A 24,605-nucleotide genomic window follows, 5' to 3' on the forward strand; every position below is an offset into this window, starting at 1 on the left:
CTCATTCGGCCACGGGAAAGCGATAGCGGTCCGCGCCGACGCGGACCTCTACCGTGCCGTCGGAGCGCTCGACAACGGCCTGCTCCACCCCGTCCGCCGTCACGATGCCACGGCCCGGCACGCCGAATTCAAAACGACGAAACGCACCATCGGGATGGCGCACAATGAGCAGGCGCTCTCCCTCCGCCTCGGCCCGCTCCATCGTGCATTCGGGAGCGAAAGAGGCCGCGCCGCCAAGCGCGCATTCGATCTCGGAGCCTGCCACCTCGTCGCCTCGCTCTTCGCAGGCGACCAGCAGTAGCAGGGCCAGCGCGCTAGATATCCGCAAAGACATGCGTTTCGCTTTCCGCGCCGGGGTGGGTCACCGCGCCCCTCACTGCCGGGCCGACATTGCGCGCATAGCGCCAGAGCGCGCCGGACTGGTAATCATTACGGCGCGGCTTCCAGTCGCGGCGGCGCGCTTCCAGCAGATCCTCCGCCACGTCCAAGTCGATCGTTCCGGCCTCCGCATCGATGGCGATGGTATCGCCATCCTCGATAAGCGCGATAGGCCCGCCATCGGCCGCTTCTGGCCCGACATGGCCGATGCAGAAACCGCGCGTCGCACCGGAGAAGCGGCCATCGGTGATAAGAGCGACTTTCTCGCCCATGCCTTGGCCGTACAGCGCGGCGGTCGTGGACAGCATTTCGCGCATGCCGGGCCCGCCCTTCGGTCCTTCGTAGCGAATGACGATAACGCTGCCTTCCGCTATGTCGCGCGCTTCGACGGCGGCGAAAGCATCCTCCTCGCAATCGAACACCCGCGCGGGGCCTCTGAACTGCAGCCGTGTCATCCCCGCAACCTTCACGATGGCCCCTTCCGGCGCGAGTGATCCCCTGAGGCCGACGACGCCACCGGTAGGCGTGATCGGGTTCGAGACTTCGTAAATGATCTTCTGGTCGGGGTTCCAGGTGACTTCCTCGATATTCTCGCCGAGCGATTTGCCGGTCACGGTCAGCGGTTCGGGATCGAGAAAGCCGCCATCGAGGAGCGTCTTCATCAGCATGTAGACCCCGCCCGCTTCGTGCATGTCCTTCGCGACATAGCGCCCACCCGGCTTCAGGTCGGCGATGTAGGGGGTGGACTTGAAGATCTCGGCCACGTCGAAGAGGTCGAAGGCGATGCCGCATTCGCTTGCCATCGCCGGAAGATGCAGCGCGGCATTGGTTGATCCGCCGGTCGCCGCGACGACGCGGGCGGCATTCTCGAAAGCGGCACGACTGCATATGTCGCGCGGGCGCAGATTGTGGGCGATCAGCTCCATGACCTGGCGACCCGCGGCAACCGCTATTTCTTCCCGCGATTTGTAAGGTGCGGGGGCCATGTTGCTGTTTGGTAAGGACAATCCGATTGCCTCACCCACGCACGCCATGGTGTTGGCGGTAAACTGTCCGCCGCATGCGCCGTGGCCGGGACAGGCGACTTTCTCGAGCGCGGTGAGCTCTTTCAAGGGGCAATTCCCGGCGGCGTGCTGGCCGACGGCCTCAAAAACGTCGACGACGGTCACGTCTCCACCCTTCCACGTGCCGGGAAGGATCGATCCGCCATAGACGAAGATGCTCGGCACATTCAGCCGCAGCATTGCCATCATCATGCCGGGCAGGCTCTTATCGCAGCCGGCAAAGCCCACCAACGCATCGTAGCAATGGCCACGCACCGAAAGCTCGATAGAGTCCGCGATAACCTCGCGGCTTACCAGCGAGCTTTTCATGCCCTGATGGCCCATCGCAATGCCGTCTGTGACGGTAATGGTGTTGAACCGTCGCGGCGTACCACCTCCCTCCTCTACCCCGCGGCGGCAGATATCGGCCTGCGCGTTCAGCGTGGTGTTGCACGGCGCGCTATCGTTCCCGGCGGAAGCGATCGCAACAAAAGGCTGCGCGATCTCTTCCTCGCTCATGCCCATTGCGTAATAATATGACCGATGCGGCGCACGTTCTGGCCCCACGGAAACGTGGCGGCTTGGCAATTTGGATTTATCGAACCGACTCATTCCGCGTGCTTGAAGCGGGCGCGGCCGGGAATCAAGTCAGGCCGTCTCCAGCGCCAGCTTCACCCGGCCCGCGACATCGGCGATGATCGCCGCCCAGCGCGCCTGTCCGCGCTCCTGCGTGATGAGGTTGTTGCGGATTTCGATCGCGCAATAGGGCCGTCCATGCGCCTCCGCGTGACGGTTCATCGTCGCATTGAGCTCGCGGCCCGAATAGGGCTCGTTATCGCCCACTGTGACGCCCAGCTCGCCGAACAGGCGGATTGCGTGCAGCGCGGCGCGCTCGTCCTCATTATACAACAAGCCGATTTCCCACGGACGCTCCTGGCCCGGTTTGCTTTCAAGTTCGGGCGTGAAGCTGTGTATGGAAAGGATCAGGCCCGGCTGCACCTCATCCAGCCAGCGCTCCATCGCCGAGTGATAGGGCCGGTGGTATTCCTCGAGCCGCTTGTCCCGGTCCGCCCCGATATTGCCGGGGACGAGAATGCCGTCGCTCGTGGTGGGGACGAGGCCGTCTGCCTCTTCCTCACGATGCAGATCGACCACCAGACGGCTGACCTCCCCCAGCATGGCCGCGATATTGTGCCGCCGCGCCAACCGCTCGCACACGCCCGCCGCGCCAATATCGTAGGCGACATGCTTGTCGAGCGTACCGGGCGGCACGCCGAGCTCGATCCCTTCCGGCACGAAGTTGGACGCATGATCGCATACCGCGACAATGCCACCGCGCGTGGCCTCTCCGATAAATCGGTAGACGGGTTCGCTCATCGAAGATTGCCTTTCATCTGCCACCAGTCGGGATGGTCGGCGGCCAAGGTTTGCGCTGCCTTATCGCGGACGGAGGAATCTTCAAACAACGCAAAACACGTCGCCCCGCTGCCGGACATTTCGGCGAGCCAAGGCTTTTGCGCCTCGAGTGCCGCGAGCACGTCAGCGATGGCCGGGCAGAGCGAAATGGCAGGTGCGCGCAGATCGTTGCGCCCGGCGCGGGTAATCTCGCTGACCTGGCCTTCGGGCAAAGCCCCCCGGTCCTTCCCGTCCCACGCGGCGAAGATCGGCCCAGTGGCAAGCGGAATGCGCGGATTGATGAGCAAGACCGCCATGCCCGTCAGATCGCTTTTAACAGGCTGCAATTCCGTGCCGGTGCCGCGCCCGATGCAAGTAAGGCTCTCGACACAGGCAGGCACATCCGCACCCAGCCGCGCCGCACGTTCGCGCCAGTCGTCGGGCAGGCCATACCGATCGCGGATGATGCGAAACACAGCGCCCGCATCGGCAGAACCGCCGCCCAACCCCGCCGCGACGGGCAGGTTTTTTTCCAGCGCAATGGCGAGCCCATCGGGTCGCGGCAGCGCAGTGAGCGCGTGCATGACGATATTGTCGAAGGGGTTATCGAGCGCGGTCGCGAATTCGCCAACTGTCGTCAGCGTATCGGCGTCCGCCGATGCCGCACCGAGCGTGTCACCGGCATCGACGAAAGCGAAAAGCGTCTCCAGTGCATGATAGCCATCGTCCCGCAGCCCGCGAACATGCAGGGCAAGGTTGATCTTGGCGTAGGCGGTTTCGCGCATCAGATCCTCTCCGGAACGGAAAGAGGGACCATCCGCAGGATAGTGGAGAGGCACCGGCACATAGCGCGATGGTGAAGGTGCCCCTCCACCACGCTTCGCGTGGTCCCCCTCCCCCGATGGGGGAGGATATTACGCATCACATATTCGGATAATTCGGCCCGCCGCCGCCTTCGGGCGTGGTCCATTCGATGTTCTGGTTCGGATCCTTGATATCGCAAGTCTTGCAGTGGACGCAGTTCTGCGCGTTGATCTGGAATTTCGGCTCCTGCCCTTCCTCAATCAGCCACTCATAGACACCCGCCGGGCAGTAGCGCGTCGAGGGGCCGGCGTAGACCTCCAACTCGCTTTCGCGCTGCAATTCCAGATCCCGCACTTTCAAATGGTTGCGCTGATCCTCGGCATGGTTGGTGAAGCTGTAGGAAACACTCGTCAGCCGGTCGAAGGTGATCTTCCCGTCGGGCTTGGGATAATCGATCGGCTTGTGCAGGTCCGCGCGCTGCAATTCCTCGTAATCGCGATGATGGCCCATTTCGGGAAAGATGCCGATCTTCAGCTGGCGCATCCACATGTCGATACCCGCGAGCACCGTGCCGACATCGCCGCCGAACTTGGCAACGAGCGGCTGTGCGTTCTTTACCTTCTTGAGCTCGGTCGCGATCCAGCTTTCGCGCAAATTGGCCTCATAATCGGCAAGCTCGGTGTGCTCCGCGCTCTCGCCGATCGCCTTCGCGACGCTCTCGGCGGCGAGCATACCGCTTTTCATCGCGGTGTGGCTGCCCTTGATGCGCGGCACGTTCACGAAGCCCGCCGCGCAACCGATCAGCGCACCGCCGGGGAAGGCCAGCTTGGGAATACTCTGCCAGCCGCCCTCGTTGATCGCGCGCGCACCGTAAGCAACGCGGGTTCCGCCTTCGAGATATTCGCGGATCGCGGGATGCTGCTTCCAGCGCTGGAATTCCTGGAAGGGCGAGACGTAGGGGTTCTTGTAATCGAGCGCCGTGACGAAGCCCAAAGCGACTTGGCCGTTGGCCTGATGGTAAAGGAAGCCACCGCCCCAGGTGTCACTTTCCGAGAGCGGCCAGCCCTGCGTGTGCAGAACACGGCCCGGGACATGCTTGGCAGGATCGATGTCCCACAATTCCTTGATGCCGAGGCCGTAGACCTGCGGCTCGCAATTCGCCTCGAGGTCGAAGCGTTCCTTCATCTTCTTGGTGAGATTGCCGCGCGCGCCTTCGGCGAAGAGCGTATATTTGGCGTGGATTTCCATGCCCGGCTGGTAATCCGGCTTGTGCGATCCATCGGCGGCGACGCCCATGTCCTGCGTCACCACGCCGGTCACCGCGCCGCTGTCATCGAACATCACTTCGGATGCCGGGAAGCCGGGGAAGACCATGACGCCCAGCGCCTCGGCCTGTTCGCCCAGCCAGCGGGTCTGGTTGGCGAGCGAGCCGGTGTAGCAGCCATCGTTCGACATGAAGGGCGGCATCATCAGATGCGGCAACTCGAACTTGCCGTTTTTAGAGAGCATGTAATGCAGGTTCTCGGTGACGGGGGTTTCCGCCATCGGGCAGTCCATCTCCCGCCAATTGGGCAGAAGCTCGTCCAGCGCCTTGGGATCGACCACTGCGCCCGAAAGGATATGCGCTCCGATCTCGGAGCCCTTTTCGAGCACGACGACCTCGAGCTCTTCCTTCAGCTGCTTCAGCCGGATCGCCGCGGCCATGCCGGCGACCCCGCCGCCCACGATCACGACATCGACGGGCATCGATTCCCGTTCGCTCATCATTTCATCCCGTTTTGCGAAAGTTGCATTGCAAGGGCACTTGCGTGCTGCCCCGTTGCAGGTCAAGACCGGCCTTGGTCCCAGAATGGAAAATCGCAGCGATATTTCCCTTGCCGAACAATACGCCGCCACCCTCGACTGGTGGCGCGATGCGGGCGTGGATCAGGACTTCGGCGACGAGGCCACCAACTGGTTGGCGGATCCGGAAAAGCCCAAGCCACGGGCGATGGCGGCGTCTGCTGCCGAAGCGCCACAGCCCGAGGCCGAGCCGGCAATCTCGCCCGAGACGTTGCCGACCGACCTCGCCGCATTTCGCGAATGGTGGGTTTCGCCCGACAGCCCCCTGCCCGCCGCGCCCGGCCCAAGGATTGCGCCACGCGGCGAAGCCGGGGCGGAACTGATGATGGTGGTCCCGATGCCGGAAGCCGATGACGACGACACGCTGCTGAGCGCCGCGCAGGGCAAGCTGATCTCCAATATCGCCCGCGCGTCAGGCCACTCCACCGATGCGACCTACATAGCGTCAGCCCTGCCTGGGCACATGCCGTTGCCGGACTGGGCGGCTCTGGGCAGCGATGGTCTTGGCAATGCGGTGCGGCGCCATGTCGAACTCGTCAAACCGAAGCGCGTCATCGTCTTCGGCAGCGCGCTGCCCGCCCTGCTCGGCCATGATGCCGCTGCTGCACCTGAATCCTTCACCGCAATCGGCGACGTTCCCGCGCTCGCCACTTTCGCTCCCGACCGTTTGCTCGGCCACGCGCGGCAGCGCGCGCGGCTGTGGAATCGCCTGCTCGAATGGACCTCCGCATGAAACGCTTGCTGACCCTCTGCGCTCTTTCCCTGTCCCTCGCCGCACCCTCCTGGTCCGCCGCAAGCGCGCAGGACACGCGGACATATTTTTCCGGCCGGATCGGCGTGCAGGAAGTGCCGCAGCAGCTTTCTGCTGAGGAGCGGGCGCATTTCGTAGCGCTTTTCCGCGCGATCGAGCGGCAGGAATGGCAGACGGTGGAAAGCCTTATCGCGCAGCGGCCCGATGGCTTGCTGACCGATGTGGCGCGGGCGGAATATTACCTCCACGCGAACTCCCCCCGCGTCGAACTTCCCGCGTTGCAGGACTGGCTGCGCACCGGACGCAGTCTTCCCCAAGCCCCCCAAATCGCGCGTTTGAGCGTCACCCGCGGTGCCTATGAAGAACCCAGCCTGCCGTACATTCGCGACTTCCGACGTCAGAGCGTGATGCCCCGTCGCACACGCCCACGCAGCATCTCCGACGGCACGATGCCGGACAGTATCCGGGCCGATATTCTCGAACATATTTCCAACAGCGATCCCGATGGAGCGCGGCTTTTGCTGGATGGTGTCGACTCCCTTCTCAGCAGCGAAGCGAGGGCCGAATGGCGTCAGCGCGTCGCGTGGAGCTATTTCATCGAGAACCGCGATGCCGAAGCATTCGCGATCGCACAAACGGTGGGCACCGGCAGCGGATCGTGGGTAGCGGAAGGCGACTGGACCGCGGGCCTTGCGGCATGGCGGCTCGGCGATTGCCAGGCGGCGGGCGATTACTTCCAGCGGGCCGCCTCGGGCGCGTCCAGCCCCAATTTGCGCAGCGCCGCGCTGTATTGGGGATCGCGCGCAGCGATGCGATGCCGTCAGCCTGAACTTTCAAGCGCGCTGCTCAATTCCGCGGCGAATGACGATCGCACAATGTACGGTATGCTCGCCGCCGAACAGCTCGGTCGGCAATTGCCAGACCGGGTCGAGAGCGCCGACTTCACGCCGCAGGACTGGCAGGCGCTAGGCGATGAGCGCAATATTCGCATCGCCGTAGCCCTGTCGGAAATCGGCCAAGATGTGCTCGGCAGTCAGGTGCTGCTACACCAGGCTCGCATCGGCGATCCCGGCGATTACGAAGCGCTGTCCCGGCTCGCGCGAACACTCGGCTTCCCGCAGACCCAGCTGTACATGGCTTACAACGCTCCGAGCGGCGGAGAGGCGGACCCCGCTTCGCATTTCCCCGCGCCGAAGATCGCGCCGTATAATGGCTGGCGCGTCGATCCCGCTCTTGCCTTCGCGCATATCCTGCAGGAAAGCGCCTTCCGTCCCGACGCGACGAGCCCCGCCCAAGCACAGGGTCTGATGCAGATAACCCCGATCACCGTGCGCCAACACGCTCCTTCGCTAGGCGTCAGCGCGAGCGCGGTGAATATCTACGATCCTGCAACCAACCTCGCATTCGGCCAGCGCAATCTGGAGATGCTGCGCGACGATCCCACCACTCAGGGGCGGCTGCCGGTCATCATGGCGGCTTACAATGCCGGCATGACACCTATTCGCAGATGGGAGCAGGAAATCGACGATCGCGGTGACCCGCTGCTCTATATGGAAGCGATTCCTTATTGGGAAACGCGCGGTTACGTTTCCATCGTGATGCGCAATTACTGGATGTATGAGCGGCAGGCGAACGCGGCATCTCCCAGTCGCATGGCGCTGGCGCAGAATGGCTGGCCGCTCTTCCCGGACGGCACCGCGCCGACGCAAGGCCGCGTCTACATGTCGACCGAGCAGCGTTGATGGCAATCGATGAGAGCCGCACTTTCGTACCGCTTCACATCGCGCTACTGACCGTCTCCGACACACGAACGCCGGACGACGATACGTCGGGTGACATCCTTGCCGATTGCATCGAAACGGCAGGCCATGCACTGGTTCACCGCGCAATCGTTGCGGACGATGCGGATCTGCTTGAGATAACGCTCAGAGAGTGGATTGCAGACGAAAGCGTCGATGCAATCATCTCTACAGGCGGCACGGGCTTGACGGGCCGCGACGTGACCCCGGAAGCGCTCGATCGGGTTAAGACCAAGAACATTCCCGGTTTCGGCGAACTGTTTCGCTGGGTGAGCTACGAGACGATCGGCACATCGACGATGCAGTCTCGCGCCTGCGCGGCGCTTGCCGATGACACCTATATCTTCGCTCTCCCAGGTTCGAACGGCGCGGTGAAGGATGGGTGGGGCCGGATCCTAGCCGAGCAGCTCGACAGCCGCAATCGTCCCTGCAATTTTGTCGATCTGATGCCGCGCCTTCGCGAACGGTAGGTCACTTCGCCGGAACAGCGCCGGGCAGATCGCGTTGCCTCCTGAAATCAGGGGGAAAATTTGCCCGATATTGCCGGTCTCGATACGACGATGTTGCTGCTGCTGTTCGGAGGCGCAGCAGTGCTCATCGCCTGGTTCGGCAGCAAGATGGCGGGGATCGCCGACATCCTCGCAGACCGGACGGGCCTTGGGGAGGCGCTGATCGGTTCGGTGCTGCTCGGCGCGGGCACCAGCATTTCGGGCATTGTAACATCGATCAGCACCGCATCCGGCGGCGCGCCGGAGCTGGCGGTATCCAATGCTCTTGGTGGGATCGCGGCGCAGACCATGTTTCTGGCCCTCGCCGATATCGGCTATCGCAAGGTCAATCTCGAACATGCGGGCGCGAGTGCTGTGAATCTCGGCCAGGCGACGATGCTGATAGTGCTGGTGACCATTCCGCTGCTCGCTTTCGCCGCGCCCCCGTTCGCGCCCTTCGGCATCCATCCCGTCACGCCGATCATGATCGGTGCTTATCTGATCGCTTTGCACAACGCCCATCGGATCAAGCTCGCGCCGATGTGGAAACCTGAGAAAACGGCAGAAACCCGCTCCGAAGACGACGATCAGGAACACGATCCGCGCAGCACGCTGGTGCTGGCACTTTCCTTCGCCGGACTGGTCGCAATCGTCGGATCATGCGGCTGGGTCGTCGGAGAGACCGGGCTCGCGCTGTCCGAGAGGCTCGGTATTTCGCAAGGCGTTGTCGGCGCGCTGGGGACGGCGGTGGTTACCTCGCTGCCTGAACTCGTCACCACCATCGCCGCTGTTCGCGCAGGCGCTCTGCAACTGGCAATCGGCGGGATCATCGGCGGCAACATGTTCGATGCGCTCTTCCTCGCCGCTAGCGACATCGCTTATCGCGACGGCAGCATCTATCACGCCATCAGCGAACGGAGCCTGTTCTGGCTCGCGATCGTCATCGTCATGACCGCAATTCTGTTGATCGGTTTGTTGCGACGCGAAAAGCAGGGGCCGGGCGGCATCGGTTGGGAATCGGTCCTGCTCCTGGCCATTTGGCTCGGCGGCGCTGGCCTGCAGGTAAGCCTCGGCTGATCAGACTTGTCGCGCGGCGACGCTTGTTCTATTAATGTTCCGTGAGCAATACGCACATTCCAATTAAGGGTCGCGGCGCGCAGTCGGCGGCGACACCGCAGCGTTTCGGGCTGGCGGAGCGCGCGACAGATGGCGATTGGCGCGATGCGATGGAGGCGCTGGACGGACCGCCGATCAAACTACGAACGACGGTTACGGAAGAGCGGCCCAAAACCATTCTCTCCTTTAACCAGTCGCCGGATATCGCCTTTGATCGTTCGGTAAATGCCTATCGTGGCTGCGAGCACGGCTGCGTCTATTGTTTCGCCCGCCCTACGCATGCCTATCACGATCTCTCGCCCGGCCTCGATTTCGAAACCAAGCTGTTTGCGAAGCCGGATGCGGCGCGTTTGTTGCGCGAAACCCTTTCCCGCCCGAAATACCGTCCCCGCCCCATTGCGATGGGCACCAATACCGATCCGTATCAGCCCATAGAGGATCGCTACCGCATAACACGCGAAATGCTCGAAGTGCTGCGCGACGCGCGTCATCCGGTGACGATCACGACGAAGTCGGATCGCGTATTGCGCGATATCGACATCCTGGCGGACATGGCAGGAATGAATCTGGTCGCGGTCGCCATTTCGGTGACCAGTCTCGACCCCCGCCTGTCGGGTAAACTCGAACCGCGCGCCGCTGCGCCCGCCAAACGTCTAGCTGCTCTGGGCGAGCTGGCGACGGCCGGAGTGCCAACGCATTGCTCCATCGCGCCGGTGATCCCGGCCATCACCGACGAATTCATGGAAGAGATCATCCAACACGCTGCTCGCCAAGGCGTCAGCAGTGTCGGCTGGATCCCGCTCCGCCTACCCCATGAAGTATCCCCGCTGTTTCGCGAATGGCTCGGCGTGCATTTTCCGGAGCGTGCGGGCAAGGTCATGAGCATCGTGCGATCCATCCGCAGCGGGAAGGACAACGACCCGCAATTTTTCTCCCGCTTGCGACCGATAGGCGTCTGGGCGGAGCTCTTCCGGGCGCGTTTTCGGATTGCCTGCCGCAGGGCCGGTATCGAAAAAATGCGTTTCGAGCTCGAGGTAGGGCATTTCCGACGACCGGGAGCCGAAGGACAACTGCGACTTTTTTGAAACTATCGCGAAGAAAGAGGCGAAAACCGCTAAGCGCTTGCTTCGCATTGTCACGAAGCTCGGCTAGCCCTAATGGCCAGCCTAGAAACCGATTCGCAGATCATTGAATGTTAGGGGATACTTGCATGAGGAAGTTGACGACCGCACTGATGAGCGCAACCGCGCTCGCAGCAACGCCAGCGATCGCTCAGGACGATAGCGGCTTTTACATTGGCCTCGGCGCAGGTGTCGTAGCGCCTGAAGATGTCGATTTTGGTCTCGATGACGCTGTCATTGTCGCGGAAGGCGATTTCGGATGGGAAGCCGAGGGCGTGATCGGGTACGATACCGGTCCAATCCGCTTCGAAATCGAAGGCGCTTACAAGAATTTTGACTTCGATCGCATCGAAGCGAATGATGTCGGCATCCCGGTCAATGATCGCTTCGACGGCGAACTCGACGATCTGTTCTTCGACGATGCGGAAACTCTGAATGGCGAAGGTGTCATCTGGAGCGGTATGTTGAACGCGCTGTTGGATCTCGGCGGCGACGGCCGCGGCTTCGGCGTCGCCGTTGGTGGTGGTGTCGGCATTTCGAACGCCCGGATCGAAGGACTGCGCGCCTTCGATAACGATTACGGCTTCGTCGATGACAATGATGTGCATTTTGCATGGCAGGCCGTTGGCCAGATCTATGCTCCTTTGACCGATCGGATCGATGCTTCGCTGAAGTACAAGTTCCACAATGTGCCCGGCTTGGAGTTCGTCGACGATATCGATCGGCCTTTCGAGACGACCGTCTCGACGCACTCGCTGCTCGGCACCTTCATCTACAATTTTGGTGGCGCAGAGGCTCCGCCGCCTCCCCCGCCGCCGCCTCCGCCGCCGCCTCCCCCGCCGCCGCCTCCTCCTCCCCCGCCGCCCCCGCCGCCTCCGCCGCAGGCTGAGTGCAACACGGGCCCCTACATCGTGTTCTTCGATTGGGATCAGAGCGACATCACGCCCGAGGCCGCAACCGTGCTGAACAGCGCCGTCACCGCCTATCGTGATTGCGGCACAGCCCGCGTCATGCTCGCCGGTCACACCGATACGTCGGGTCCGCGCGACTACAACATGGGCCTGGCAGAGCGTCGTAACGACTCCGTTCGCGCCTACATGACCAGCCGCGGTGTCCCGGGCACGCGCATCTCGAGCGAAGCCTTCGGTGAATCGGACCTCCGCGTACCGACCGCCGACGGTGTCCGCGAGCTGCAGAACCGCCGTGTGGAAGTGATGTACGGTCCGGGTTCGGGCATGTAATCACGCCGCAAGGCTGACACAGAAAAAAGGGCCGGGAGATCGATCTCCCGGCCCTTTTTCTTTGGCGAAACAATTTTGGTGGGCCGCTTTAGAGCATCAGACAGATACCATCAGGCCACGACGCGCAAGTGTCCGGCTCCCCTGATCGGCGATAGTTTGGCGTCCTGCAGGCCTGATACGGTCGAAATTTTCTCGATGACATCGCTGCCGAGCGCAAAATCGCTGCCAAGCAGCATCTGCGCCTCACTGCCCTCGCCTAGGCAAAGCCGCACCAGCACTTCACCGTGCCCGGCGCGCCCGGGTTTGAGCAGGTCGCGCAACGCCCGGAGTGCTTCGGCGTCATGAATGTCGGCGGACAATTGCATCCGCGCCGCGCTGGTAACATCCGCCAGCGGTCTCGCCCCACGCACCGTGATGCGTGGCGGATCGTCGGGGTTCGGCGAGTCCAGTTCCACGTTCAGCAGAATGCAGGTGCCGTTGGATGCCCATTGCTGGAAATTTTCGACGAGAGACTCCTCGAAACACGCAGCGCTGAATTGACCCGAAGAATCCGAGAAATCAGCGCGGATGAATTCCGCTCCTCGTTTGGTTCGCCCCTTGTTGACGCTTTCTACCAGCGCCGCCATCACCGCATTCTCGCGTCCGCCGGCGACACCGCCATCCATTAGCGCCGCATAAGACCGCGCACCATTGGCCGACGCGATCATGCGAAATTCCTCGACCGGATGAGCGGCGAAATAGAAACCGAATGTCTCGCGCTCCATCGCCATCTGCTCGGGCCGCGACCAGGCCTGCGCATCCTTCAGCCTGAGCGAAGGCTCCGCGTGCTCCTCTCCGCCAAACAGGCCGACTTGTCCGCTGGCCTTTTCGCGATGCGCAGCATCGGCCACGGCCAGCAGCATGTCGGCATTGGCGAGCACCTTTGCCCGGTTCGGTTCGAGCGCGTCGAAAGCACCCGCACCCGCCAACCCTTCAAGCTGCTTGCGATTCATCGAGCCATGCGGTGCGCGGCGGAAGAGGTCCTCCAGATCCTCGAATGGCCCGTGCGATTGCCGCTCTGCCACCAGCTGATCCATTGCCTTCTCACCGACATTGCGGATGCCCGCGAGCGCGTAACGCACTGCCCACCCCTCATCGGTTTGCTCGACCATGAATTCGGCCTCGGAAGCATTGATGTCAGGTGCAAGTAGCGCGACGCCATTGCGCCTCGCATCGTCGACGAACACTGCAAGCTTCTCCGACTGGTGCATGTCGAAGCACATGGAAGCGGCGTAGAATTCTTCCGGGTAATGGGTTTTCAGCCAAGCTGTTTGATAGCTGAGCAGGGCGTAGGCTGCCGCGTGCGACTTGTTGAAGCCGTAGCCGGCAAACTTGTCGATCAAGTCGAACAGGCGGTTCGCTTCGTTTGCGTCGATCCCGGACACTTCCTCGCAGCCATCGCAGAAGCGACCGCGCTGCTTGTCCATTTCCGCCTGAACCTTCTTGCCCATCGCACGGCGCAACAGGTCTGCATCGCCGAGCGAGTATCCCGCCAGGATCTGCGCGGCCTGCATGACCTGTTCTTGATAGACGAAGATGCCATAGGTCTCTTCGAGAATGCCCTCCAGCTTTGGATGCGGGTACTCGATCTCCGCCTCGCCCGCCTTGCGCTTTCCGAACAGAGGGATGTTGTCCATCGGGCCGGGCCGGTAGAGCGAAACCAGCGCAATGATGTCTTCGAACTTCGTCGGCTTCACCGCCGTCAGCGTGCGCCGCATCCCTTCGGATTCAAGCTGGAAGACGCCGACGGTATCGCCGCGCTTCATCAACTCGTAAACCTCGGCATCATCCCAGGCGAGCGTGTCGAGATCGACTGTTATGCCTCGCCGCTCCAGCAGGTCGACCGCCTTGCGCAGCACGCTCAGCGTCTTGAGGCCGAGGAAGTCGAACTTCACCAGCCCGCTGTCTTCGACGTGCTTCATGTCGAACTGCGTTACCGGCATGTCCGATCGCGGGTCGCGGTAGAGTGGGACGAGCTGGCTGAGCGGCCGATCGCCGATCACCACGCCCGCCGCGTGGGTGGAGGAATTGCGCGGAAACCCCTCAAGCTGCATCGCCAGATCGACAAGGCGCTTCACTTGGTTGTCATTGTCGTATTCGCGCTTGAAATCGGCGGCGCCGTTTAGCGTGCGCGGCAAAGTCCAAGGATCGGTCGGGTGGTTCGGCACCATCTTGGTGAGCCGATCCACCTGCATATATGGCATCTGCAGGATGCGACCCGTGTCGCGCAGGACGGCGCGCGCCTTCAACTTTCCGAAGGTGATGATCTGCGCAACCTTGTCGTGGCCATAGCGCTCCTGCACGTAGCGTATCACTTCGCCGCGGCGCGTTTCGCAGAAGTCGATATCGAAGTCCGGCATCGAGACGCGTTCCGGGTTCAGGAAGCGCTCGAACAGCAGGCCCAGGCGGATCGGATCGAGATCGGTAATGGTGAGCGCCCAGGCGACCAGCGACCCGGCACCAGAACCACGGCCCGGTCCGACCGGAATGCCCTGCACCTTTGCCCATTTGATGAAGTCGGCAACGATCAGGAAGTAGCCTGGAAAGCCCATATTCCGAATGATGCCGACCTCGTAATCGAGACGATCGACATAGACTTTAAGCTCTTCGTCGGAGAGATTTTCGTATAGCTCGAGCCGCGCGGCGAGGCCACGTCTGGCGTCCTCCTCCAGCATGCGCGCTTCGCCTTCGACATCTCCCGCAAGGCTTGGCAGGATTGGATCGCGACGGGGTGGGGCAAAGGCGATGCGCTGGGCAATAACGAGCGTATTAGCAGTCGCTTCCGGCAAATCGGCGAATAGCTCCTCCATCACGCTGGCGGTCTTGACGTAAGCTTCGGGATTGGAGGTTGGCCTATCGTCGCTATCGATCTGGCTCGAATTGGCGATGCAGAGCATGGCATCATGCGCACTGTGCTGATGCGGTTCGGCGAAGTTGGCAGGGTTGGTCGCGACGAGCGGCAGGTTCTGCGCATAGGCGAGGTTCAGCAATCCTACCTCGGCCGCCTGCTCCACCGGATTGCCGCGCCGGGCAAGCTCGACGTAAAGGCGCCCGGGAAAGAACGCTGACAGCCGCTCCGCAAGTTTATGCGCGCGCTTTTCCTTGCCGTCGGCCAGAAGCCGCGTAATCGCGCCTTCAGCCGCCCCGGTAAGGGCGATCAGGCCGTCTGAATGACCGTCGAGATCGGCGAATTCGACATGCGGCTGCAGCTCCAGCGGACGATCGAGATGCGCCCGGCTGACGAGGTGACACAGATTGTTCCAGCCGTCCTCGTCCTGTGCGTAGAGTGGAAGGTAATCGACCGGCTCGTCATGCCCCCGCCGCACGCCGAGAAGTGTTCCGACGATGGGCTGCACGCCCTCGCCCTTGGCGGCTCCCGCGAACATGGTCGAACCATAAAGGCCGTTACGATCGCAGATGGCGATGGCGGGAAAACCGCGCTCCTTCGCCAGTTTCGCGATTGCCTTCGGATCGATCGCGCCTTCGAGCATCGAATAGCTGGAAACCACGCGAAGCGGGACGAATGGAGCATATGGCATGAAGCGAATATGCGCCTTCCCAGCCCAATCTTGAAGGGCTTATTCGGGAGCTATCCCCTGCTTCGCTTCGGCGATCTTCTTGCGCGTCTGACGGACTTGCGAGACCGCTCCATAAACGACGAGCGCGGCTAGGAAGATCCAGACCCAGATCGGGATGTTACGGCCCGCTATGGCCAGATAGAGATACGCGGAGACGAAGAAGAAGCCGGCCAGCATTGTCGGTAGGACAGTCGACTTGCCGGCCTTGGCGCGCTTCACCAGCCAGGCCACGCTGGCGATGAAGAAGGGAATCGCGCCGATATAGATGGCGCCGAAAATCCACGGGTTTACGCCGTAATTCTCGCCCAGCGAGAGGAACCAATCCATGAATGCCTCGACCATGTCGTCAATCTCCTACGGCTCTTTCATTCGCTTCATCGCCTCATCCGGTTACTTGAATCTGCACCGATCGATCAGATCGAAGCTGTCGGACCAGGTCTGACCGTGATCGACCCATCCCCGCCCTGCACCGGCCGCCAAGTCTCACGAATGGCGCAACCGGCACTGACCCGCTCTATCGTATTCTCGCCCACCCTCTGGTCGGTGCCGTTGGCATGGACATCCCACTCGCCAATCCAGAAGTCGAAGGCAGCGTATTGCTCGGCCGCAAATGGCGGCGCCTGCACAGCGGCGGGCGGAGCGTCTTGCGCGGGCACAGCGGCGAGAAGCGCCAACGGCGTAGCGATGGTGAGCATAGGTCCAATTCTCCCGGTCCGTCCCTACCGCGGTGTGGCGGAACGGTCGGGCATGGACAAGTCAGGCAGTTGTAGGGAAGTCCTCATGCGCTGCGAGCCGCTCGATCTCCTCGGCGTGATACTCGCGGTCCCCCGCCTTCTCGATGTAGAAATCGTGGCGCTTCTCCGCCGGATACGCCATCACGTGGCGAATGAGCTCGGCAAAGGTGCCGGAGCGCAGGCCCTTCGCCCCGTCGAGCACGCCGTCACCATCCCCTGCGGCATGAAGCGAGGCGCGGTCGTCCCATTGGATACCGGGACGATGGGTGTCGTCGGCGCGAAAGGTGCTCGGGTGGTCTGTCACAGGCGATCTCCTTTGCCCCTCAACGCGCCAGCCCCGCTTCCGGTTTCTACTCGATACGCCCTTCGTGCAGTCGCACCACGCGATCCATCTTCGCCGCGAGGCGTTCGTTATGCGTGGCGACAAGGGCTGCGCTACCTTGTCCGCGCACCAATTGCAGGAACTCCGCCAGCACGCGCTCGCTCGTTTTCTCGTCGAGATTGCCGGTCGGCTCATCCGCCAGCACCAGTTGCGGCTTGTTCGCAAGCGCGCGGGCAACGGCGACGCGCTGCTGCTCTCCGCCGGAGAGCTTGCTGGGTCGGTGGCCGAGCCTGTGTTCGAGGCCGAGCGCGCCGAGCAGGCTGTCGGCCCGCGCCTCCGCATCGCCGCGCGACGCACCGACCAGCAGCTGTGGCAGCACCACGTTCTCGCGGGCGGTGAAGTCCGGCAGGAGGTGGTGGAACTGGTACACAAAACCGAGATGATCGCGCCGAAGCGTCGTGCGATCGGCACTGTCGAGCGCGCTCGCATCCTGGCCCGCAATCTCGATCTTGCCGGAGAAGCCGCCTTCAAGCAGCCCTACCGCCTGCAACAGGGTGGACTTGCCCGAACCGGACGGGCCGAGCAGCGCGACGATCTCACCGGGCGCGATAGAGAGGTCCACGCCATTGAGGACGTCGATCTTGACCCCGCCCTGCTCGAAGCTGCGCGCGAGACCGGTCAGCTTCACGACGGCGTCACTCATAGCGCAGCACCTCCACGGGATCGGTGTTCGACGCCCGATAGGCCGGGTAAAGCGTGGCGAGGAAGCTGAGACCCAGTGCCATGCCGGCAATCATGAATACTTCGGCAGGATCGGTGCGGCTTGGCAGTTCGGTCAGGAAGCGAACCGATGGATCCCACAGCTCAATCCCGAATGCAGTGCTGAGGCCAGTCACGATCGGACCCCTGAAGAACAGCACCAGAAAGCCGAGCGCGAGGCCCGCCAGCGTGCCGACCAGGCCGACGACCGAGCCTGTTGTGACGAAGATCTTCATCAGGCTTCGCCGCGTCGCGCCCATCGTGCGCACGATGGCGATATCGCGGGTCTTGGAGCGCACCAGCATGACGAGCGAGGAGAGGATGTTGAAAGCCGCAACCAGCACGATGATGGAGAGCGCGAAGAACATGGCAACGCGCTCGACCTGCAAGGCTTCGAACAGCGAGGCGTTCATCTGCTGCCAGTTGGTGACCACGGCGCGGCCTTCCAGCCGCTCGCGCACCGGAGCCATGATCCTCTCCACCTCGTCGGGATCCTCGGTCTGGACCTCGATCATGCCGATGCTGTCGCCCGTCATCAGCAGGGTTTGCGCAGTCGGAATCGGCATCATCACGAAGCGTTCGTCGAAGTCGTAAAGGCCCACCTCGAACACCGCGGTCACGGTGTAGCCGATCTGCCGTGGCACCGTGCCGAAAGGCGTGGTGCGGCCTTGCGGATTGATGATGGTGATTGTCTCCCCCAGCCTGATGCCGAGGTTCTGCTGCAGCCGCGATCCGATGGCGACGTTCTGCAAGTCAGGTTGCAGCGTGTCGAGACTGCCGACCAGCACATTGGGCTTGAGCGCGGCGATGTCCTCCATCGTGTTGCCGCGCACGAAGATGGCTTCCGCCCTGCCGTTATAGCTGGCAAGCAGCGGCTGCTCGATCAGCGGGCTTGCCTCGATCACGCCGGGCGTCTCGCGCACTTCCTCCAGCACTTCCTGCCAGTTCTCCAGCCGCCCGCCATAGGCCTGCACCACGGCGTGGCCGTTCAGGCTGGTGATGCGATCGAGCAGTTCGGCGCGAAAGCCGTTCATCACGCTCATCACGATCACCAGCATGGCGACCGAGAGCATGACGACGGTGATGGAGATGCCCGCGACCAGGGCGATCACCGCCTCACTGCGCCCGGGCAGCATGTAGCGCTTGGCGATGGACCATTCGAATGGGGAGAGGATCACGTCAGGTGGTTTCCGTGCTTGAGAGTGCGCGGTCTAGGGAGCGCCCCCTTTCGCTGCAATGAAGCGCCGGGGCAAGCCCGCGCGCTGCGTTTTGCCGGCGGGGGTGTGACAAGTGGCACAGTGTCCAGAGGCAAAAACACCCGATCCGTCACCTTGCGGGCAAAAAGCGTGACCTTTCGGTAAGATGTGTGACCGTTTCGGGCCGTCGTGCGACCTTGAGCGGAAAAAGTGCGACTTTTCACCGTTCTAAAATGTGACTTTCTCAAAAGCGAAATGTCACCTTTTGAAAAGCGAAGTGTGACCACGGGCAAGCTCCACGAAACGCAGCATCCGAACCACTAAGCCGCTGCGAAGCGTGTAGGACAGACTACTGCGCCAGCTCGCCGGCGATCCACGCATCGACATGCGCTTCGAGAACATCGAGTGGCACCGCCCCGTTTTCCAGCACCGTGTCGTGAAAGTCGCGCAGGTCGAACTCCTCGCCCAGCGCTTCTTCGGCGCGGCTGCGCAGCTCCCGGATCTTCAGCTCGCCCAGCTTGTAGGCCAGCGCCTGGCCCGGCCAGGTGATGTAGCGATTGACCTCGGCATCGATATTGCCCGGTGAAAGCGCCGTGTTGCCGAGCATGAAGTCGACCGCTTCCTGCTTTGTCCAGCCCAGCGCATGAATGCCGGTATCGACCACCAGTCGTGAAGCGCGCCACATCTCGTAGCTCAAGCGCCCCATCTCCTTCGCTGGCGTATCGTAGAGGCCCATCTCGATGCCGAGCCGCTCCGAGTAGAGGCCCCACCCTTCCACGAAGGCGGTGAAGAAGGTGCCGTATTGGCGCAGCGGATGCATATCCAGTTCCTGCTGCAGCGCGATCTGGTGATGGTGGCCGGGCACCGCCTCATGCACGCCGAGCGCGGGCAGTTCCCACAAGGGTCGCTGGTCGAGCTCGGTCGTGTTCAGGCGATAGATGCCCGCCTGTCCGGTGGCGATAGAGCCGCGCTCGTAATAGGCCGTGGTGTTGCCCGGCGCATTGGCGGCGGGGATCGGCTCCACCGTATAGGGCAGGCGCGGCAGCGTGCCGAACAGGCGCGGCATCCACCCGTCGATCTCCTTGGCGAGCGCGCGGGTATATTCGACATAGCTTTCCGCATCGGTCGGGTAATATTGCGGATCGGTGCGCAGGTGCTCGATGAACGCCTCGCGGCTGTCGAAGCCCGCCTCCGCCGCCACCGCTTCCATTTCGGCCCTGATGCGTGCGACTTCGGAGAGGCCCAGGTCGTGGACCTGCCGCGGCGTCATGTCCGTGGTGGTGAAGCTGCGCACGCGGTAGGCGAAATATGCCTCACCGCCGGGCGTCCCGCCGATGCCGGGTGCCGCGTCCGTGCGGCAGGCGGGCGCGAAGCTCTGCGTGTAGTAGTTTTCGAACGTGCGCAGCCCGGCAAACGCACCTTCGGTAATGGCGCTGCGCCCGCGCGCGACGATATCGTCCCAGCGGTCTTCGGAAATCGTGGAGGGACGCTCGTCGAAGGCCTGCCACCACACGCTTTCCTCCGGCGTATCCGCGATCAGGCCGGAAATGCGATCCTCGAACCCTTCCATCGGCCCGCAAGGCTGCGTCAGTCCACGCTCGATCGCGCCTTCACTGCGGGCGATAAACGACTGAATGTATTCGGGATAGCTTTCGAGCCGGGTCAGATAGCTGTCATAGTCCTCGGCGGTAAAAAGCGGGGAGGAATAGGGCAGGCTCGTGATCGCCCCTTGCGGCCCGCCGCGATTGGTGAAGGTGATGTAGCGATCCTGATCGAAACTTGCCGCCTCCAGCCTGTCGGAGAAGTTGCGCGCCATCAGCGCGTAGTCGATCCGCAGGTCCGTCGGCAGCGCAGCCTCATCAATCGAATTCAGCCGCTGCTGAAATTCGCGCGCCTCCATGTTGCGCCGGTCATATCCCTCCATGGACGGATCGGACAGTTGCCCATCCCCGCGCCGGTCACCCAATGAGGTCGCAAGGCTGGGCGATCCATCCAGCGTCCATTCCCACACATCGTCGCGCAGTTCGCGGAAATCGGCCTCGGCATCCTGCGCGAGCGCGGCTTGCGGCGTGGTGATTGCAAAGGCGGCGGCAAGTGCGAGGCGGTGCATGGACGAAGTCTCCCGATCGTTTCGCGCGAGACTACCCCTACGGGCCGTCATGGCAAGGTTAGTCCCGCCCTCTGTCCCCTATACCGGGAATATCCGGCTCCAGAGTGGACGCCACCTCTACCTCCGCGACTTCGACGACCCCCCGGCCCAGATGGCTGCGGGAACGGCCATAGGCGAAGTAGATCGCCAGCCCGATCGCCGTCCACAATGGCAGGACGAGCATCGCCTCGCTCGGCAGATTGAGGAACAGAAACAGGCAGCCGGCTATTGTGAGCGGTCCGATGATCGCGAGGCCGGGGACGCGGAAACTGCGCACCCTCGCGCCATCCGTCCGGCGTAACACCATCACGGCGATTGCGACCATCCCGAACGCATACAGCGTACCGGCATTGGCGATATCGGCGAGCTGTCCGACAGGGAAGAAGGCCGCTCCGATCGCCACGACGATACCGGTGAAGGCGGTGACGACATAGGGCGTCTTCCATTTGGGGTGCACTTTCGAGAGGCCTTCGGGCAGCAGACCGTCTCGGCTCATGACGAAGAAGATGCGTGTCTGGGCAAAAAGCAGGACGAGAATAACGGAGGGCAGCGCCAGGATGGCCGCGTAGCCCAGCATATTGCCGATTGCACCGAAGCCGATCTGTCGCAGGACATGGGCCAGCGCCTCGTTGGAACACACGAGCGCGTCCGCAAATTGCGGCATCGCGCATTGCCTTGCCAGCTCCTCCGAACCGGCCGGGAAAGGAATGCCGTTCGGCCCCATGATGGGCTGGCCGCCGATCGTGCCGATCGCGCCTGCCGCCACGAGGATGTAGAAGACCGTGCAGAAAAGCAGGGACCCGATCAGGCCGATCGGCACATTGCGCTGCGGATCCTTCGTTTCTTCCGCCGCCGTACTGACGGCGTCGAAGCCGACATAGGCAAAGAAAATCGTAGCGGCAGCGCCCACCGCGCCGACGCCTGTTCCCCAGCCTCCGAAGACGCCTGCGGGCAGAAACGGATTGAAATGGGCGGGGTCGAATTCCGCGCTGGTCAGGGTGAGAGCGATAAATAGCGTCAGCGCCGTCACCTTGATGGCGACCAGCACCGCGTTGACCTTTGCGCTCTCCGACGTGCCGATCATCAGAAGCCACGTCACCAGCAAGGCAATGATCATCGCGGGCAGGTTGATGACGCCGCCCGGCGCACCTCCCAGCGCCAGCGGCCCGGCGGTCAGCCACGGAGGCAGCGCGATGCCGAAAGTATCGTTCAGTATCGTTCCGGTGAAATAGCCCGACCAGCCTACCGAAACGGCGGAGGCGGCGATGGCGTATTCGAGCACGAGCGCCCAGCCGACCGTCCAGGCCAGCAATTCACCCATGGTCGCATAGCTGTATGTGTAAGCCGATCCCGCAACGGGTATCATCGAGGCGATCTCTGCGTAACAGAGAGCCGCGACAATGCAGACCGTTCCGGCGATGACGAAGGCCAGCATCAAGCCCGGCCCGGCTTTCTGTGCGCCGGCGGCGGTAAGAACGAAAATTCCGGTCCCGATGATGCAGCCGATGCCGAACAGCATGAGTTGCAACGCACCGAGAGAACGATGCAAGGACTTGCGCTCTGCCGTCGCGAGGATGGCGTCGAGCGGTTTCACCCGGTCAAGCAGCATTTTGGATGGTTCCACCAGGCTTGCCGCGGGACCGCCCCGCTCCACCAGCCGGATCGGCGCGATTTATTGCATCACGGGCGCGCGGAAAAGCAAATTCTGCCGATCCGTCCATCCGCCGCGTGCAGACAGCACACCGCCTCGGTCTGGCGCGACCCGACCGGGGAAGATTCACCCCCCGCGCAGCGTCTGCACGCCCCAGTCGCGTTGCAGCAGATAGAGCACGATGCGCGCCGCCTCGCCGCGGTGCGGATTGTCGAGGCCGCCCTGGCTTTCCACCAGCAGCTTGGCATCGGCATTGGCCATGTCGATCAGCTTGGTCACCTGCTCCATGCTGGCGATGTTGAAGCCCTCCTCGCCCGATTGCCTCGTGCCGAGCAGCTCGCCGCCGCCGCGCAGTTTCAGGTCTTCCTCGGCGAGGTGGAAACCATCTTGGGAAGTCTTCATCAGTTCGAGGCGTTTCTTCCCCGTTTCGCTTAGCTCGGCGGAGCGCAACAGCAGGCAGGTCGATTTCTCGCTGCCTCGCCCGACCCGTCCGCGAAGCTGGTGCAGCTGGGCAAGTCCGAAGCGCTCGGCCTGCTCGATCACCATCAGCGTTGCATTGGGCACATCGACACCGACCTCGATCACGGTGGTGGCGACCAGCACCTTAGCCTCTCCCGCGGCGAAACGTCGCATGCCTTCGTCCTTCAACTCGGGCGCAAGCTGGCCGTGGACGAGCACCACGTCATCGCCGAAGCGCTCCTTCAGCGCCGCGTAGCGCGCCTCGGCAGCGGCGAGATCGTCGTCCATCGTCTCGCTCTCGCGCACCATCGGGCAGACCCAGTAAGCCTGCTGGCCGCTCTCGACATGGCGACCCACGGCGGCGGCGATATCGTCCATCCGGTCGATCGGCAGCACGCGCGTGTCGATCGCCTGCCTGCCGGGAGGGAGCTCGTCCAAGCGGCTGACTTCCATCTCACCGTGATTCGCAAGCACAAGCGTGCGCGGGATCGGTGTCGCCGTCATGGTGAGCGTATGCGGCGTCACCCGGCCCTTCTGCGTCAGCATCAGGCGCTGGCCCACGCCGAAACGATGCTGTTCGTCGATCACCACCAGGCCGAGATTGCGGTAGCTCACCGTATCCTGGAAAATCGCATGCGTGCCGACGACGATGTCGATGCTGCCGTCGAGCAGGCCCATCAAAATGCTCTCGCGCGCCCTGCCCTTGTCGCGGCCCGTCAACAGCGCGATTTCGACGCCGGTGGGCCGGGCAAGTGCGCGAAGGCTGTCGAAATGCTGGCGGGCGAGCAGTTCGGTCGGCGCAAGCATTGCCGCCTGCGCGCCAGCCTCGACTGCGACCAGCATCGCTTCGAGCGCCACCACCGTCTTGCCCGCGCCGACATCGCCCTGCAGCAGCCGCAGCATCGGGCTTGCCTGCGCCATGTCGCCCGCGATCTCGTCGATGCTGCGCCGCTGCGCGCCCGTAAGTGGGAACGGCAGCTGCAACCTCTCCCTCAGCGCGCCATCTCCTTGCAAGGCCTGCCCTTTGCGCGCGCGGTTCTGCTGGCGCACCAGCATGAGGGCGAGGGCATTGGCGAACAGCTCGTCATAGGCGAGCCGGTCGCGCGCCTTGGTCGCCTCGCCGCCATGCGCCGCCGCGATGGCCTCACGCCATGTCGGCCACGCCTCGCGCTCCAGCGTCGTCGGTTCGATCCATTCGGGAAGACTGGGCGCGCGTTCCAGCGCCTGCTCGGCGAGCGATGACACACGCGGTTGGGTGAGCCCTTCCGCAAGGCGATAGACCGGCTCCACCATCCGTCCCATCGCATCTGCGCTTTCTTCCGCCACGTGGTCGGGATGCACGATCTGCAGCATCTGGTCGTACTGATCGAGACGGCCCGCCACCCAGCGCTTCTCGCCCACCGGCAACTGCTTCTTCGCCGTGTATGAGGCGCGCCCGAAATAGGTCAGCGTACAGATATTGCCCGGCTCATCGCGCGTCAGCACGCGGTATGGCCCGCGCGGGGAGCGGCTGGCGCGGTGTTCGACCACGGTCAGCGGCACCACGACCTGCTCGCCCACCTGCGCATCGTCGAGATCTGTCACCGCACGGCGGACCACGAAGCGTTCCGGCAGGTGGTAAAGCACATCCCGCACCCGTTCGAGCCCAAGCTTGCCCAGCGGCTTTTTCAGCTTCGGTCCGACGCCTTCGAGGCCGTCGATCTCGGCAAACAGGGGATTGAGGACATCGGGGCGCATTTT

At 63.1% G+C, this 24,605-nt stretch carries 20 protein-coding genes; 6 read left to right on the forward strand and 14 right to left on the reverse strand.

Going from position 1 to position 24,605, the window contains the following annotated elements:
* Position 1 precedes the first annotated feature (1 nt).
* The 5 genes from D6201_RS03885 to D6201_RS03905 form a co-directional block, all read right to left on the reverse strand.
* Positions 2-334 (reverse strand): hypothetical protein, encoded by a 333-nt coding sequence (locus tag D6201_RS03885; protein WP_120047628.1) that lies wholly within the window; start codon positions 332-334, stop codon positions 2-4.
* Positions 315-2,033 (reverse strand): dihydroxy-acid dehydratase, encoded by a 1,719-nt coding sequence (gene ilvD, locus D6201_RS03890; RefSeq protein WP_120047629.1) that lies wholly within the window; start codon positions 2,031-2,033, stop codon positions 315-317. The genes D6201_RS03885 and ilvD overlap by 20 nt, the downstream gene beginning before the upstream one ends.
* Positions 2,034-2,069: 36 nt before the next feature.
* Positions 2,070-2,798: an N-formylglutamate amidohydrolase gene (locus D6201_RS03895; RefSeq protein WP_120047630.1), complete on the reverse strand. Its 729-nt coding sequence runs from the start codon at positions 2,796-2,798 to the stop codon at positions 2,070-2,072.
* Complete coding sequence (locus D6201_RS03900) at positions 2,795-3,601, reverse strand: 4-(cytidine 5'-diphospho)-2-C-methyl-D-erythritol kinase (protein ID WP_120047631.1); 807 nt, start codon at positions 3,599-3,601, stop codon at positions 2,795-2,797. The genes D6201_RS03895 and D6201_RS03900 overlap by 4 nt, the downstream gene beginning before the upstream one ends.
* 136 nt (positions 3,602-3,737) lie before the next feature.
* Positions 3,738-5,384, reverse strand: coding sequence for an electron transfer flavoprotein-ubiquinone oxidoreductase (locus tag D6201_RS03905; RefSeq protein ID WP_120049183.1), 1,647 nt, complete (start codon positions 5,382-5,384; stop codon positions 3,738-3,740).
* Between the two features lie 85 nt (positions 5,385-5,469).
* Here D6201_RS03905 and D6201_RS03910 point away from each other — a divergent pair, with 85 nt between their 5' ends.
* The 6 genes from D6201_RS03910 to D6201_RS03935 all read left to right on the forward strand — a co-directional run bounded on the left by D6201_RS03910 (position 5,470) and on the right by D6201_RS03935 (position 11,978).
* Positions 5,470-6,195 carry a uracil-DNA glycosylase family protein gene (locus D6201_RS03910; protein WP_133303937.1) on the forward strand — a complete coding sequence of 242 codons (726 nt, stop codon included), beginning with the start codon at positions 5,470-5,472 and terminating at the stop codon, positions 6,193-6,195.
* Entirely contained in the window at positions 6,192-7,955 is a 1,764-nt protein-coding gene (locus D6201_RS03915) for a lytic transglycosylase domain-containing protein (protein ID WP_242447413.1), read from the forward strand. The genes D6201_RS03910 and D6201_RS03915 overlap by 4 nt, the downstream gene beginning before the upstream one ends.
* Positions 7,955-8,482: a molybdenum cofactor biosynthesis protein B gene (moaB, locus tag D6201_RS03920; RefSeq protein ID WP_120047634.1), complete on the forward strand. Its 528-nt coding sequence runs from the start codon at positions 7,955-7,957 to the stop codon at positions 8,480-8,482. The genes D6201_RS03915 and moaB overlap by 1 nt, the downstream gene beginning before the upstream one ends.
* Positions 8,483-8,542: 60 nt before the next feature.
* Positions 8,543-9,577, forward strand: a complete 1,035-nt coding sequence (locus tag D6201_RS03925) for a sodium:calcium antiporter (RefSeq protein ID WP_242447414.1) — start codon at positions 8,543-8,545, stop codon at positions 9,575-9,577.
* Between the two features lie 41 nt (positions 9,578-9,618).
* Complete coding sequence (locus D6201_RS03930; RefSeq protein WP_193725687.1) at positions 9,619-10,701, forward strand: PA0069 family radical SAM protein; 1,083 nt, start codon at positions 9,619-9,621, stop codon at positions 10,699-10,701.
* A gap of 125 nt (positions 10,702-10,826) precedes the next feature.
* On the forward strand, positions 10,827-11,978 hold the full coding sequence (locus D6201_RS03935; RefSeq protein WP_120047635.1) for an OmpA family protein: 1,152 nt from the start codon (positions 10,827-10,829) through the stop codon (positions 11,976-11,978).
* A gap of 110 nt (positions 11,979-12,088) precedes the next feature.
* On the opposite strand, the gene dnaE is transcribed toward D6201_RS03935, so the two are convergent.
* The 9 genes from dnaE to recG form a co-directional block, all read right to left on the reverse strand.
* A complete protein-coding gene (gene dnaE, locus D6201_RS03940; protein WP_120047636.1) occupies positions 12,089-15,556 on the reverse strand; it encodes a DNA polymerase III subunit alpha in 3,468 nt (1,155 codons plus the stop codon).
* A 39-nt stretch (positions 15,557-15,595) separates the two neighbouring features.
* Positions 15,596-15,937, reverse strand: coding sequence for a hypothetical protein (locus tag D6201_RS03945; RefSeq protein ID WP_120047637.1), 342 nt, complete (start codon positions 15,935-15,937; stop codon positions 15,596-15,598).
* Between the two features lie 71 nt (positions 15,938-16,008).
* Positions 16,009-16,290 (reverse strand): hypothetical protein, encoded by a 282-nt coding sequence (locus tag D6201_RS03950; RefSeq protein ID WP_120047638.1) that lies wholly within the window; start codon positions 16,288-16,290, stop codon positions 16,009-16,011.
* A 61-nt stretch (positions 16,291-16,351) separates the two neighbouring features.
* Complete coding sequence (locus tag D6201_RS03955; protein ID WP_120047639.1) at positions 16,352-16,633, reverse strand: hypothetical protein; 282 nt, start codon at positions 16,631-16,633, stop codon at positions 16,352-16,354.
* A gap of 46 nt (positions 16,634-16,679) precedes the next feature.
* Entirely contained in the window at positions 16,680-17,354 is a 675-nt protein-coding gene (locus D6201_RS03960) for an ABC transporter ATP-binding protein (protein ID WP_120047640.1), read from the reverse strand.
* Positions 17,347-18,588 carry a lipoprotein-releasing ABC transporter permease subunit gene (locus tag D6201_RS03965; protein ID WP_120047641.1) on the reverse strand — a complete coding sequence of 414 codons (1,242 nt, stop codon included), beginning with the start codon at positions 18,586-18,588 and terminating at the stop codon, positions 17,347-17,349. The genes D6201_RS03960 and D6201_RS03965 overlap by 8 nt, the downstream gene beginning before the upstream one ends.
* Positions 18,589-18,955: 367 nt before the next feature.
* A complete protein-coding gene (locus tag D6201_RS03970; RefSeq protein WP_120047642.1) occupies positions 18,956-20,716 on the reverse strand; it encodes a DUF885 domain-containing protein in 1,761 nt (586 codons plus the stop codon).
* 58 nt (positions 20,717-20,774) lie between these two features.
* Positions 20,775-22,364 (reverse strand): amino acid permease, encoded by a 1,590-nt coding sequence (locus tag D6201_RS03975; protein WP_120049186.1) that lies wholly within the window; start codon positions 22,362-22,364, stop codon positions 20,775-20,777.
* A 168-nt stretch (positions 22,365-22,532) separates the two neighbouring features.
* The gene (gene recG / locus D6201_RS03980; protein ID WP_120047643.1) at positions 22,533-24,602 is read right to left on the reverse strand and encodes an ATP-dependent DNA helicase RecG; all 2,070 of its coding nucleotides are present in this window, start codon (positions 24,600-24,602) and stop codon (positions 22,533-22,535) included.
* Positions 24,603-24,605 lie beyond the last annotated feature (3 nt).

Source organism: Aurantiacibacter aquimixticola (assembly GCF_003605475.1).
Taxonomy (GTDB): domain Bacteria; phylum Pseudomonadota; class Alphaproteobacteria; order Sphingomonadales; family Sphingomonadaceae; genus Alteraurantiacibacter; species Alteraurantiacibacter aquimixticola_B.

Bases quoted from the DNA above. Each gene is read 5' to 3' on its own strand.
- D6201_RS03885 (WP_120047628.1), bottom strand. From the start codon at position 334: ATGTCTTTGCGGATATCTAGCGCGCTGGCCCTGCTACTGCTGGTCGCC.
- ilvD (WP_120047629.1), bottom strand. From the start codon at position 2,033: ATGAGTCGGTTCGATAAATCCAAATTGCCAAGCCGCCACGTTTCCGTG.
- D6201_RS03895 (WP_120047630.1), bottom strand. From the start codon at position 2,798: ATGAGCGAACCCGTCTACCGATTTATCGGAGAGGCCACGCGCGGTGGC.
- D6201_RS03900 (WP_120047631.1), bottom strand. From the start codon at position 3,601: ATGCGCGAAACCGCCTACGCCAAGATCAACCTTGCCCTGCATGTTCGC.
- D6201_RS03905 (WP_120049183.1), bottom strand. From the start codon at position 5,384: ATGAGCGAACGGGAATCGATGCCCGTCGATGTCGTGATCGTGGGCGGC.
- D6201_RS03910 (WP_133303937.1), top strand. From the start codon at position 5,470: ATGGAAAATCGCAGCGATATTTCCCTTGCCGAACAATACGCCGCCACC.
- D6201_RS03915 (WP_242447413.1), top strand. From the start codon at position 6,192: ATGAAACGCTTGCTGACCCTCTGCGCTCTTTCCCTGTCCCTCGCCGCA.
- moaB (WP_120047634.1), top strand. From the start codon at position 7,955: ATGGCAATCGATGAGAGCCGCACTTTCGTACCGCTTCACATCGCGCTA.
- D6201_RS03935 (WP_120047635.1), top strand. From the start codon at position 10,827: ATGAGGAAGTTGACGACCGCACTGATGAGCGCAACCGCGCTCGCAGCA.
- dnaE (WP_120047636.1), bottom strand. From the start codon at position 15,556: ATGCCATATGCTCCATTCGTCCCGCTTCGCGTGGTTTCCAGCTATTCG.
- D6201_RS03945 (WP_120047637.1), bottom strand. From the start codon at position 15,937: ATGGTCGAGGCATTCATGGATTGGTTCCTCTCGCTGGGCGAGAATTAC.
- D6201_RS03950 (WP_120047638.1), bottom strand. From the start codon at position 16,290: ATGCTCACCATCGCTACGCCGTTGGCGCTTCTCGCCGCTGTGCCCGCG.
- D6201_RS03960 (WP_120047640.1), bottom strand. From the start codon at position 17,354: ATGAGTGACGCCGTCGTGAAGCTGACCGGTCTCGCGCGCAGCTTCGAG.
- D6201_RS03970 (WP_120047642.1), bottom strand. From the start codon at position 20,716: ATGCACCGCCTCGCACTTGCCGCCGCCTTTGCAATCACCACGCCGCAA.
- D6201_RS03975 (WP_120049186.1), bottom strand. From the start codon at position 22,364: ATGCTGCTTGACCGGGTGAAACCGCTCGACGCCATCCTCGCGACGGCA.
- recG (WP_120047643.1), bottom strand. From the start codon at position 24,602: ATGCGCCCCGATGTCCTCAATCCCCTGTTTGCCGAGATCGACGGCCTC.